Consider the following 11,704-nt stretch of genomic DNA (forward strand, 5'->3'; position numbering starts at 1 on the left):
TTCCTGCAGATTGACACGCTGGCCCACAAAAACTATAGGCGCGACAACCACTTGCAAAACCGGCCGTCGCGGACCCCTTGTGCTTTCGGTGCAGATTGACACGCTTCGACCTGCCGCAGCCGATCACACCACCGGCGCCTCGAACGCCCCACCGATCTGCTTCGCCCGGCGAACATCGTCCGAGTGCAGGTACATGGACGTGGTCGACAAGGAAGCGTGCCGCAAGTTGTCTCGCACTGTCGTCAGCTCGGCGCCTCGCTGTAGCGCATGGGTTGCGTGCGTGTGGCGCATCCAGTGCGGCGTGGCCCGCCGCAGCTTCTCGGCCAGAGCCGGGTTCGTGTCGCCCAGGACATCGGCCGTCGTGGCGAAGAACCTCTTCACGATCGCCCACAGCCGCTTGGACGTGATGCCGATCTCTTCATCAAGACTGCCGAGCAACGGCGTGGTGGGGTTCCACTTCGCTGGCGTCACGGGGAGGCCCCGCTGAGCAAGGTGCCGGTCCAGAACTCCACGCGCCAGCCCTGGCAGCACCACCTTGCCGGCCTTGCTGCCTTTGCCGACCACGTGCAGCCAGGTATCGCCGTGCGCGTCGACCTCGATGGATCCCAGCGTGGCGTGTACCAGTTCGCCAGCACGCAGCCCTGTGCTGTAGCTGAAGTCGATCAGGAAGCGAAGCCTTTGGGCGGCACCCGGCTGCCAACCGTATGACCACTCCAGGCCTTCGGCGACAGTCCTCACGAGCCGCCACTCCCCCTCGGAGAAAGATCTCGTCGTGTCCAGTGTCGCCTGCCTGGCACCGCGGACCTTGATGCCGGCGAAGGGGTTGGCCAGCACGTACCGCTGCTCGATCAGCCACCGGAACATCGAGCTCAACACGGACAGTGAATAGGCCCTCGAGCGCGTGGAGAGGCCCCCTGCGAACGGCCGCCACTCGGCGGAGGTGCGCGGCGCCGCCGGCCCCACCCAACGCCCTCTCGGTGAGGGTTGCCGCAAGAAGGCCCGATACGCCACGGCGTCCTCGGTGGCCAGAGAGGACAGCGCCACGCCGCGCTCGACGATGGCCCACAGGATCAGCCGCTCGGCTTCCTTGCGGTAGGCCCGCTGCGTTGCAGGTGCTTCGTGCAGCGACAGCCAAGCCTGGACCGCCTCGTAGTCGTTGTTAGCCCGCAGGACGCATGACGCTCGCGGCGCACGATGCAGGCCCATGCTGCCGTCGACCTCGCGTGGAATGACGAGCTTCTCCCAGGGAACCAGCGCAGATGTCGCCGTGGTGACCAGCAAAGTGCGAGCACGGTCGGTCAGGTCTGCATGCTCGGCGAAGAAGGCCTCGATCTGACGCGCACCGGCGGCACCGAGGCCGTCGATGTCGACCCACCAACGCCTGCGGCGCGGTACTCGAAGCGTGAGGTCTGCCAAGGTCTTGATGCCGGCCTGGCGCAGCACTGCGGTGACGCGAGGCTCGAGCCAGAGGTCGACGCCGTCGCCGATCAGGGGAACCGGGACGGCTGCGCTTCGGAGCTGATCGATGGCGGCAGCCATGGCGCGGGCGGCCGCGGCGCCTTTGCGGGCAGGTCCGGTGAGGAGCTTGGCCAGGTCGTCCCGGTGGCGCGACCTGGCGAAGGCCGCGATTTCACGACGGATGGCCCCGATGACGCCGCGCGACGATTGGCCGGCCGCCCGAGCTCCTCCGAGGTACCGCGACACCGCATCCCTCGACGACAGACCCTCGTGCCAGGCGCGCAGTGCAGCAAGCGACGCCGCGTCAGGCAGCGACACCGGCGTTGCGGATACGGACAGGCCCGTTCTCACCGCAGGAAGTTTACGCCACTGGCATGGCTATGCCGCTAAGGTTAGTTATCGGTATAGCTTTGACAAAGCCCCCCTCACCCCACGCTTGCACCGCCGGGTTCGGGCCTGGCCCGACCCTGGCCAGCACGAGCGGGGGAATCACTGCGGCCGTCACCTGTCGACGTTGCGGGCAATCTTCGTTTGCCGCATTTGCTCTGTTGGCTGGATTTGCGTAGAATCCGCCCATGAGCACCGATCTCAGCACACCCGTCCTGCTGCGACGCATCGCGCGGCTTGAGGCCACCGTTGGGCGCCTCAGCGAAGACCTCGGCACTCTTCGCTCTGCGGTCAGCAAGCAGGGGCTCCAACTGCCGAGGACACGGGGTGTTCGAGCCCGGGGCGCGCATGCCGACGCTCCCGCCGCGGATACCCTGCATGCTCAGGCCAGCGGCGGCCTGGCGGGCGCCACCGCGCGCGGCGAGGCTGCGCGTGTTCAGTGGGTCAAGGATGGCCTCGTCGTGCCCGGTGAGCAACTCGCGCAAGCCTGGGGGCTCACACGTCAGGCTTTGGCGCCGGCCGCAGACCGGGGTGAGATCTTCGCGGTGAAGGTCGGCAATCGGCTTTACTACCCGCAGGCATTCCTCGGAATGGACCGCGAGGCTGTGGCAGTCATCTGCCGGGCACTCCGCGACCTCGGCGCCAGCGAGAAGCTGATGTTCTGGCTGCGCGAGCACGGCTCCCTCGCCGGAAAGAGCGTGGCCGCCGCGTTGGAGGCGGGGACTGCCTTGGTCAAGGTGGAGCGCTTGGCCGCGGCATGGGCGCGCGAGCGAGGTGCCTCGCGTGTCGCTGCGGCTGCCTGATCGCGGTTCGTTCGAGGATCTGCTTCGACCGACCAGGGTCGACGTCGCTTCGCTCGTGCGGCTGAGCCGGTATCCCGCTACCGAGCCGTACTGGTCGACCGGGGTCTACCGTTTTGACGATCCCGATCCTGGCAGTGCCGGCGCGTTCGGCACCTGCTACACCGCCAGCACCATCGAGGTAGCTTTCGCGGAGAGCGTCATCCATGAATGCGGGCGGTTCGTCAGAGGCAGCTACGAGGTGCCGGCCGCAGAACTCACCGAGCGCTCGGCCGTGCGGTTTGCCTGTGAACGGCGCAAGTCGCTGGTATTGGCTGACCTGACCGGGGCGGCGCTCAAGGCCCTGGGACTGAACAACGACATCAGTGCATCCGCCGACTACACGGCGAGCCAGGCTTGGGCGCGAGCGATCCACGGTGCGAGTCCGCGCTGGGATGGAATCCGGTACGTGTCGCGGCAGATGAACAAGGGGTTCGCATACGCCATCTTCGAGCGCAGTGGGCTGCACAAGCTGCGACCCGAGAAGCTCAAGGCGCGGCAGGTCGATGACCTCTGCAATCGGTTCAACGTCACCGCGGTCTGACGGCGTCGCGGTCGGAATGCGAAGGTCGGCGACCTGGTGTAGACCGGCCGTTCGCCGGCGAAAACCGGTCGGCTCCACTCGGCCAGAAGCCGCCTATCGCGAAGAAGTCGCGGACGGATCGAATCCGCACACTTGCTGCTTGCGGGGTCGACCAGAAGTAGGCCGCCCGCCTCTACGATTGGGCCGCGAGCCACTCGCGCGGTGATGTCGCAAAGCGCTGCTTGAATGCCCGACTGAGTGACGAGGCCGTCGAAAACCCCAGCTCTGCCGCCACCAGTTTCTGCGGCCGGCCGGCACGCAGCAGGGTCGAGGCCAGGGTGAGGCGCCAGTCGGTCAGATAGGCCGAAGGCGTGGTGCCTGTCACGGTCTTGAAGATCTCAGCGAACGCGCTGCGCGACATGCCGGCCACGGCGGCCATGCGCACAAGTGTCCAGTCGTCCTGCGGCGTGGCGTGCAGCGCCACCAGCGCGCGTGCGAGCCGCGGGTCGCTCAAGCCCATCACCAGGCCGCTGCTGACGCCCACCGCCTGCGGATGGTCGATGACCCAGCGCAGCAGTTGGATCAGCACAACCTCGAACAGGCGGTCGGCCAGCAGGCGCGAGCCGCAGCGCACGCGGTCAGTTTCTGCAAACAGCATGTCCAGTGATGGCCGCAGCCCCGGCACCGCGTCCAGCGGCACCTGCACCAGTGGCGGCAGCGCCGCCACGATGGGATTGCGGTCGCCGCCGTCAAAGTGCAGCGTGGCGCAGGTGAAGTCCGAACCCTCGCGCGGCGGGTTGATAAAAGCGTGGGGCACGGCGCGCGGGTAGAGCAGTAGCGTCGGCTCTTCCACGACCACCCGCTTGGGTACGCCGACATGCGCCGGGTGCTCGATCTGCAGGCGGCCACGTCGCAGCACATGCAGAAACGCTCGATCCGGCTGGACGTCGAAGGTCGTGCGGCCGCACATCGGCCCGGTGTGGAACAGCGAGGCTCGGACGTGGAATCGATCCAGCAGCGTCGACAAGCGGTCCACGGAATCGGACGACCTGGAGTCGCCAAGTTTGGACGATGAGGCATGTTTGTTGGACTTCATGACACCCATCATCCGGGATCTTCGTCGAAGATGCAAATCACCGAGCGGCGCCAGCCGCTTGTCAACCCGGAGAACCTGATGAAACCCTTCAACCCCGCCCTGCTCGCCCTGGCCCTGGCCACGACGCTTCCCGCCAGCCATGCCCAGCAACAGCCCAGCCCTACCGTGCCGGGCTACGCCTACGGCCAGCGCACGCTGGCCAAGGCGCCCTACACGATGGCCGACCTCAAGGCGCTGCAGGCCTCGCTGCTGTTCACCGAGGAGGATGTCAAGGCCCTGCGCCAGAGCAAAGCGATCCTGGCCGACCAAACCGATGCCGTCCTCGACGTCTGGTACGGCTTCGTCGCCTCGACGCCCGAACTCGTCTACTTCTTCAGCAACGCCAAGACCGGCAAGCCCGATGGGGCGTATCTCGAGGCCGTGCGAAAGCGCTTCGCGCTGTGGATTCTGGACACCGCCGACGCCAACTACGACCAGCGCTGGCTGGACTGGCAGTACGAAATCGGCCTGCGCCACAACCGCGTCAAAAAGAACAAGACCGACGATGCGCCGAGCGTGGCGCAGATCAACTTCCGCTACATCCCGGCGTTGACCATTCCTGTCACCACCACGCTCAAACCCTTCCTGGCAAAGAAGGGCGCATCGGCCGCCGACGTGGAGAAGATGCACGCCGCCTGGGTGAAGTCAGTGTTGATGCAAAGCATCCTGTGGAGCCAGCCTTACATCAAGGACGGGGAGTTCTGAAGTGGCTGCCCTGTCCACAACCGTTCTCTACCACGACGGCTGCTCGATCTGCCTGTCGATTGCCGAGCGCTTCGCCTCGACGCCCGGCCTGGCGGTGGAGATCGTCAACTTGGGCATCGACGCGCACCGTGCCCGCGAGGCCCAGGCCGCAGGCGTCACGCGCCTGCCGTCGTTGGTCATCGGCGGCAAGGTGATGCGCCTGGAAGACCACTCGTCCATTGAGCACGTGCTGTGAATGCCGTCTCGGTCTCTTTTTCTACTCACCATTCAACCCCCAAGGATTTCTCCATGAGCCACGTTTCCATGATCGACTCGACCCAAACCACCGCCGACCGCGCCGCTGTGCTGGCGCAGATTCAGCAAGCCTTCGGCACCGTGCCCAACATGTTCCGCGCCGTGGCCAACTCGCCGGCGGCGCTGCGCAGCATGTGGGGCTCCTTCGGTGCACTGGGTGGCGGCACGCTGTCGGCCAAGCTGGGTGAACAGATCGCCGTCGCCGTCGCCGACCGCAACCAGTGCGAATACTGCCTGTCCGCCCACACCGTGCTGGGCCGCAAGGCCGGCGCCACGGCCGAAGAGATGACGGCGGCGCAGGCGGGCCATGCCGCCGACCCCAAGACCGATGCGGCGCTGCGCTTTGCGCTCAAGCTGGTCGAGCAGCGCGGTCAGGTGAATGGCGATGACGTGCACCGCCTGCGCGACGCCGGCTTCACCGACGAGGGCATTGTTGAGATCGTGGCCCACGTGGCGCTGAACCTGTTCACCAACTACGTCAATGTGGCATTGAACGTGCCGGTGGACTTTCCGCAAGTGAAGCTGCGCCGCGCCGCCTGAGGGCGCACCCGAGGTGCGCGCGCCGCGCGCCCCACAGGCCGACTCCGCGCACTGTCCGGGGTCGGCCTCCTGTCAGGAGCCATGATGTCCAAAGCAAGAATCGAGTCACGCCAGGTGCTGCCGGACTGGCAGGTCACCACCTGGCTGAACACACCCGCGCCGATCACGCTGTCGTCGCTGCGCGGCCGGGTCGTGCTGCTGCACGCCTTCCAGATGCTGTGCCCGGGCTGCGTGGCCTACGGGCTGCCGCAGGCCGAGCGCGTGCGGCAGGCCTTCCCGGCCTCCGAGCTGGCCGTGGTTGGCCTGCACACGGTGTTCGAGCACCATGCCGTGATGACGGTGGAGGCCTTGCGCGTCTTCGTCCACGAGTACCGCTGGTCCTTCCCTATTGGCGAGGACGAACCCGATGGACGCGGCGGCCCCTCACAGACGATGGCGCGCTACGGCCTGCGCGGCACGCCCTCGTGCCTGGTGCTCGACCGGCAGGGACGTGTGTGCCTGCATCACTTCGGCCAGCTGGACGACCTGGTGCTGGGCGGTCTGCTGGGGCGATTGATTGCCAGCGCTGACGAGCAGCGCGATGGCGATGCAGCCGGCGTCTTGCACGCCGAGCCCGCTGCACAACTCATACCGGCGGTCTGCGAACCTGCGGGCTGCAGCACGCAGCCCGATGTGCGATGAGCCGGCCCAAGGTGAAGACAAGGAGGAGATCGGGATGAAGACCGCAGTTGCCATTCGCCACCTCGCGTTCGAGGATCTTGGTTTGATCGAGCCGTGGCTGAAGCGGCGCGGCTGGCGCGTCGTGATCTACGACGCTGGTGTGGACGAGATCTGGAAGATCGACCTCGGGCAGGTCGATCTTTTGATCGTTCTCGGTGGGCCGATCGGCGCAAGCGAGGACACGCTGTACCCGTTTCTCGCCGAGGAAGTCGATGTGATCCGCCAACGCCTCGACAGCGGCCGTCCCCTGCTGGGCATCTGCCTGGGCGCGCAACTCATGGCGCGCGCGCTGGGCGCAGCCGTCGCGCCGATGCGCCGCAAGGAGATCGGCTACGGGCCGCTTGCGCTCACGCCCGAAGGCGCTGTCAGTCCGCTGGTGCGCATCGGCGGGCAGTCGGTACTGCACTGGCATGGCGACCAGTTCGATCTGCCTGCGGGATGCGCGACGCTGGCCACCACGCCCACCTGTTCGAATCAAGCCTTCATGGTGGGCGACCATGCAATGGCTTGGCAGTTCCATCTCGAAGTCGATGCTGCGCGCATGGAGCAATGGTTGATCGGCCACACCGGCGAGTTGCGCCAGGCGGGCATCGACATCGCCGCATTACGACAGGCAGCCGCACAGCATCGCGCCGGGTTGGCGCAGTCACTCGATGCCGTGCTGACCGACTGGTTCAGCCGGCTGCGGTTGTGAGTGCACCGCAAGCCACGGTGCGCGCCGCCCTGCGCGGCAGCGCGCAGCCGCTGGGCCGCACCACCAGCGCCATCGACAAGCGGCCGGTCGCCGGACCGGTGCGGGTGCATGCCCTGGGCATGGACGGTGACGAGCAGGCCGACCGCCGCGTCCACGGCGGCGAGGACAAGGCCCTGCACTGCTATGCCTGGGACCACTACGCTCTGTGGCGTGCCGAACTGCCGGGCTGTGCGTTGTGGCAGGCGCCGGGTGCCTTCGGCGAGAACTTGAGCATCGACGGCCTGGACGAAGAGGCGGTGTGCATCGGTGACCACTGGCGCATCGGCAGCGCGGTCACGGTCGTGTCCCAGGGCCGGCAGCCGTGCTTCAAGCTCAACTTGCGCTTTGGCATCGCCGACATGGCAGCGCGCGTGCAGAACACATTGCGCGCCGGCTGGTACTTGCGCGTTGAGCAGGCTGGCGAGATCGCCGCCGGCGATCCGTTGGTGCTTCTGCATCGGCCGCACCCAGCGTTCAGCGTGGCTCGGGTGCTCGCGCTGATCCGCGACCGCGTGACTGACGTGGCGCAGGTCGAACCCGTGTTGCAGCTGCCACTGCCACCGAGCTGGCGGCGCCTGTTCGAGCAGCGCTTGAACTCGGCGCAGGTGGAGGACTGGTCGCGGCGCTTGTGGGGTCCGCGTTGAGTGCCGAATCGCAAACTCGCTATGTGGTCCAGCCTTCCAGAAGCGCTGATGGCCGCGCTGCGGGGCGTACGACGTTGCTGGCAAACAGCTGATCGGACGCTTAGTGGGACCTTATCGAGGACCGCTTTGGGTCGTTGGCCGCCCGTGATCGGCCGCCGCTGAAGGTCAGGTGACCGTCCCATCGCCGACATGCCGGCGTCCGGTACATCGCCGCGGGTTTCACCGGCCAAGCTTGGTCGAGCCACGCTCGGCGGCGCGCTCGACCAGCACGTCCACGTACCGCTCGACGTTGAAGCGGAACGTCCCCCGGAAGTTGATGTGCGAGAAGTGCGCCGGGCCAATCCGCCGCAGCCAGTCCTCCTCGATGCCGACGCCATCCCGGTTGAGCCGCGCCACCGCGGTGTCCATGCGATTCGTGTTCCACGCCAGCACGATGTTGGTCAGCAGCGCGTGCGCGCCGGAAATGGCCGCCATCTCTTGCCGCCGGCGGCCACGCTCAGGGGCCACCTGGCCGCCATGGATTGCGCGCTGCAACTGATGCACCGATTCGCCCCGGTTGAGCAGGGTATGGATCTCACGTCGATAGTCCGGGATGGCCAGGTAGTCGCACAGAAACAGCGTTCGCAGCAGGCGCCCAAGGTGTTCTGCAGCGCGGTGCAGCGGGTCGCCGACCGCTGCCGACCCCAACCGGTGGATGGCATGCGCCGCGGACACTTTGCCCGCCCGAATCGACGCCGCCAGGCGCACCAGGTCGTCCCAGCCGCGCTCGATCGCCTTGACCGATACCCGGCGCACAGTGACGCCCTCAAGGCTCTCCGGCACCGGCCAGCCCCGGGGCACGAACAGCTTTCGCTCGCGCAGGTCGCGCAGGCGTGGGCACAGGTCAAAGCCCAGGAGCTTGGCGATGGCCATGGCCACGTCCGTGACCCCGTGGGTATCGACGGCCAGCAAGGAAACCCGGATCCGGTCGTCGGCGCGGTTGTGCTGCTCGACGCCTTCAACCGCCACGCCGGCCTGGCGCTCGTTCAGCACGATGGGCTGGTCGTAGAACAGGCCCCAGCGGTCGCGCACGTGTGTGTACAGGCCCGCGGCATAGGTGCGCCGCCGCGGGTCCACCCGGGCGGACCACAGATGGCGGCTGGCATCCAGGGCCATCATGTCGGCCGAGCCCTTGGTGCCATCGCCCCAGAGCGCCGCGATCGGCAGCGCGTTCTGGTACTCCGACACCCGTTCGTTGGCCCGTCGCAGCCTGCCGCTCAGTTCGACGGCCCGCATCGCGGTGGAGATGTGCGCTGCGTCGATGCCGGGGATCATCGAGCCCACGCCCTTGGCGTCGAGGTCGGTGCCATGGGCGAGAAGCGCGCCGTACACGGCCAGCAGTTCGTTGCTCGACGACGGACGGCGGGCCAGCAGCGCCTCGCTGAAGTGCGTGGCGGCGTCGACTTCCAGCAGCAGATCCGGCAATTGGACGGAACCGATGTGCTTGAAGACGACCTCCCTGGTCTTGCGCGGTTCAACATCCTCGTCCATCGGTCGAATCGGAGGCAGGTGCAGCAGCTTGTCGGGGCCGATCTCGATCTGGCCGCGGCCAGCGGCCTCAGCCAGCGCCGCCAGTCCGACAGTGACGCCCGCCAGGACCGGCTCCAGAAACGTCATGGCCTCGCCGGGCAGGCCGAGGATCTGGTGGTGCAGCTCCTTCGATCGGCGCCAGTCCGCATTAGCCAGCATCATCGACTCGCGGGGGCGGAAACTGATCGAATGGTTCACCCAGGCGCTGCCTCGCCGCAGGCTCTTGCGCAACGCCATCATCGTGCTGGCCTCGAACGCCCGATACCGGGACTGCGGGTCCAGGTCGCTGACGATCGTGTTCCATGCCGCGCCCACCGGCGGCAGTTCGAAGTCCAGCGGGATCTCCTTGGTGCCGAGGGCTTGCAGACGCTGCCAGGCTTGCCATTGGTCGTAACCGTGGTCGCCTGTCGCGCCGGCAAACTCGATGTCGCGAAGGCCCGCCAGGTGGGCATGAACGCGCCGGTTGTCCTCGGCCAGTGCCCTACGGACCTGGGACGCGAAAGTGCTGGCGCCAGCCTCGCCGATGTCGTCCAGCAAGGCGCGGGCTTCGAGCACGCGATCGCGCCAGGGCTTGGACTCGTCGTGGAGCACCGACTTTGCCTTGAGGGCCTGTTGCATCATGGCGCCGCTACTGCGCGAGCGTCCCTTCTCGACCCGCTCGGCTGCGCGCCGAACCAGGTCCTGGCTGCGACGTGACGCCTGCAGCAGCGCCATGTCGGTCAGCTCCAGCAGGGTCACGCGCAGGAAGCAGGTGATCTCGACCGTCTGGCGCTGCCGCTCAATGCGCGCCGTCATCGATGGGCGCCGCATCTGGACGTGGGCGGCGTAGGCCTGCTGTTTGCTCAGGGCCACGCCGTCCAATGGCCAGGCGTGCACGCCCAATTCCTTCAGCGCACGGATCTTCTCCAGCGTCTCCGACATCGTGCTCGGTGAGTGGCGCTTGGGTGGCGTCTTGAGCCATTCAAGCCGGGTTCCGACGAGCCCGGCTTGGGGCGCGTAGCACCAGTCGATGGCCTTGAGCAGAGCAGCTTTGCCGATTCCGGACTCGATCGTGGCTGCCATGGCCGCTTCGGTGGCGTCGAAAGCCTCGCGCGCCCAGTCCACCAGGCGGCGAGGACCAGGGATGACGATTCGCCGCTCGTATAGCCACATGCGGGCGGTTTCGGCGAGGTCGTCGGGATGTGCCGCCTCGAGCGCGGCAACCGCCAGGACCTTCTGAAGTTGATGGACACTGGCCTCGTCCAGATCCTGCAGGCCGAGGTACGTGCGAGCCCAGGCCTGGTGTTCGTACAGCGTCTGGCGGCGGGCGTACAGGGTCCGCAGACTGGCAATGCTGACCGTCGAGGTCTGGAACGCCTCGCAAACGGCACGCAGCAGCGTCTTGGGCACGGATGCGAACCGGTCCATCGGGCGGCCGCTGGCCCGCAGGAAGAGCATCTGAATGGCGGCCGCGACGCGGCGATCATGGCGAAACCGCTCGGCGACCGCGGCGATGTCATCGGCACTCAGGCAGAACGATTGCTGGACGTCGAAATCCGACAGCCTGGTGGGCAGGGTCTCGGCGCCGATGAAGCGCTTGGCGAAGGACACGGCGACACCCTCCGGGCAGTCGAAACCGCCAATCTACCTGGGTCAGGCGCGGCCCGAATCCCTACCTGCCCTGGCGCCACATCGGGCGGCGACCGCCCGGCCAGCGGCCACCGTGTCAATTTGCGGGAAAGATACGATTACCCCAGGAACTGCGCTTCCTGAGCGTCCTTCAGCGGGATGAAGACCATCGGGTCGCCCCCCGACGACACCATGCGCCGCGTCAGTCCGACGACCGTGTAGTCGTGGCGGCGGATGCGGATGCGTTCGCCCAGGGTGAAGCCCGTGCGCACGTCGGCCACGGCTTCGTAGTGGCTGCGCGTGATCTGCCGGCCAGCCACCAGGTAGCCCGGCTCGCCCGGCTGGCCGGGCTCGAAGCCAACCACCATCGCGCGCACATCGTCATCACCGCTGCCCGCCGGCGCCACGCCGCTGACCGAGGTGCGCCGCACCTGCATCGTCAGGTAGGTCACGTTGGCGGCGCGCGCCACGCCGGGCAGTCCGAGCACACTGCGCACGGCGTCGTCGCGCAGGCTCGACGATTCCGCGTAAGGTCCCTGCGTGTCCTGC

At 67.3% G+C, this 11,704-nt stretch carries 11 protein-coding genes and 1 pseudogene; 8 read left to right on the forward strand and 4 right to left on the reverse strand.

Going from position 1 to position 11,704, the window contains the following annotated elements:
* Window positions 1–123: 123 nt before the first annotated feature.
* Entirely contained in the window at window positions 124–1,809 is a 1,686-nt protein-coding gene (locus tag AB7U92_RS11785) for a phage integrase family protein (protein WP_428576655.1), read from the reverse strand.
* A gap of 224 nt (window positions 1,810–2,033) precedes the next feature.
* On the opposite strand from AB7U92_RS11785, the gene AB7U92_RS11790 reads away from it, so the two are divergent.
* Together AB7U92_RS11790 and AB7U92_RS11795 are read left to right on the forward strand one after the other, a co-directional pair.
* Window positions 2,034–2,648: a hypothetical protein gene (locus AB7U92_RS11790; protein WP_428576658.1), complete on the forward strand. Its 615-nt coding sequence runs from the start codon at window positions 2,034–2,036 to the stop codon at window positions 2,646–2,648.
* Complete coding sequence (locus tag AB7U92_RS11795; RefSeq protein WP_428576660.1) at window positions 2,629–3,228, forward strand: RES family NAD+ phosphorylase; 600 nt, start codon at window positions 2,629–2,631, stop codon at window positions 3,226–3,228. Before AB7U92_RS11790 ends, AB7U92_RS11795 begins: the two co-directional genes overlap by 20 nt.
* A 172-nt stretch (window positions 3,229–3,400) precedes the next feature.
* Here the strand turns inward: AB7U92_RS11795 and AB7U92_RS11800 are convergent, their stop codons facing one another.
* The gene (locus AB7U92_RS11800) at window positions 3,401–4,243 is read right to left on the reverse strand and encodes an AraC family transcriptional regulator (RefSeq protein WP_428576680.1); all 843 of its coding nucleotides are present in this window, start codon (window positions 4,241–4,243) and stop codon (window positions 3,401–3,403) included.
* A gap of 138 nt (window positions 4,244–4,381) precedes the next feature.
* Between AB7U92_RS11800 and AB7U92_RS11805 the strand changes: the two genes are divergently transcribed.
* From AB7U92_RS11805 to AB7U92_RS11830, 6 genes are all read left to right on the forward strand, one after another.
* A complete protein-coding gene (locus tag AB7U92_RS11805; protein WP_428576663.1) occupies window positions 4,382–5,047 on the forward strand; it encodes a protoglobin domain-containing protein in 666 nt (221 codons plus the stop codon).
* Between the two features lies 1 nt (window position 5,048).
* The gene (locus AB7U92_RS11810; protein ID WP_428576666.1) at window positions 5,049–5,282 is read left to right on the forward strand and encodes a hypothetical protein; all 234 of its coding nucleotides are present in this window, start codon (window positions 5,049–5,051) and stop codon (window positions 5,280–5,282) included.
* Between the two features lie 53 nt (window positions 5,283–5,335).
* Complete coding sequence (locus tag AB7U92_RS11815) at window positions 5,336–5,881, forward strand: carboxymuconolactone decarboxylase family protein (protein WP_428576683.1); 546 nt, start codon at window positions 5,336–5,338, stop codon at window positions 5,879–5,881.
* A gap of 84 nt (window positions 5,882–5,965) precedes the next feature.
* Window positions 5,966–6,562 carry a peroxiredoxin family protein gene (locus AB7U92_RS11820; protein ID WP_428576669.1) on the forward strand — a complete coding sequence of 199 codons (597 nt, stop codon included), beginning with the start codon at window positions 5,966–5,968 and terminating at the stop codon, window positions 6,560–6,562.
* Window positions 6,563–6,596: 34 nt separating this feature from the next.
* The gene (locus AB7U92_RS11825; protein WP_428576672.1) at window positions 6,597–7,295 is read left to right on the forward strand and encodes a glutamine amidotransferase; all 699 of its coding nucleotides are present in this window, start codon (window positions 6,597–6,599) and stop codon (window positions 7,293–7,295) included.
* Window positions 7,292–7,978, forward strand: coding sequence for an MOSC domain-containing protein (locus AB7U92_RS11830; RefSeq protein WP_428576675.1), 687 nt, complete (start codon window positions 7,292–7,294; stop codon window positions 7,976–7,978). The genes AB7U92_RS11825 and AB7U92_RS11830 overlap by 4 nt, the downstream gene beginning before the upstream one ends.
* A gap of 219 nt (window positions 7,979–8,197) precedes the next feature.
* On the opposite strand, the gene AB7U92_RS11835 is transcribed toward AB7U92_RS11830, so the two are convergent.
* Together AB7U92_RS11835 and AB7U92_RS11840 are read right to left on the reverse strand one after the other, a co-directional pair.
* Window positions 8,198–11,137 carry a Tn3 family transposase gene (locus tag AB7U92_RS11835; RefSeq protein ID WP_428576677.1) on the reverse strand — a complete coding sequence of 980 codons (2,940 nt, stop codon included), beginning with the start codon at window positions 11,135–11,137 and terminating at the stop codon, window positions 8,198–8,200.
* Between the two features lie 143 nt (window positions 11,138–11,280).
* Window positions 11,281–11,704, reverse strand: a pseudogene (locus AB7U92_RS11840) (ABC transporter permease); the annotation flags it as partial.

It is taken from the genome of Piscinibacter sp. (assembly GCF_050175855.1).
Taxonomy (GTDB): domain Bacteria; phylum Pseudomonadota; class Gammaproteobacteria; order Burkholderiales; family Burkholderiaceae_C; genus Piscinibacter.

Coding starts and splice junctions, on each gene's coding strand:
- AB7U92_RS11790 (WP_428576658.1), top strand. CDS start 2,034: ATGAGCACCGATCTCAGCACACCCGTCCTGCTGCGACGCATCGCGCGG.
- AB7U92_RS11825 (WP_428576672.1), top strand. CDS start 6,597: ATGAAGACCGCAGTTGCCATTCGCCACCTCGCGTTCGAGGATCTTGGT.
- AB7U92_RS11820 (WP_428576669.1), top strand. CDS start 5,966: ATGTCCAAAGCAAGAATCGAGTCACGCCAGGTGCTGCCGGACTGGCAG.
- AB7U92_RS11815 (WP_428576683.1), top strand. CDS start 5,336: ATGAGCCACGTTTCCATGATCGACTCGACCCAAACCACCGCCGACCGC.
- AB7U92_RS11805 (WP_428576663.1), top strand. CDS start 4,382: ATGAAACCCTTCAACCCCGCCCTGCTCGCCCTGGCCCTGGCCACGACG.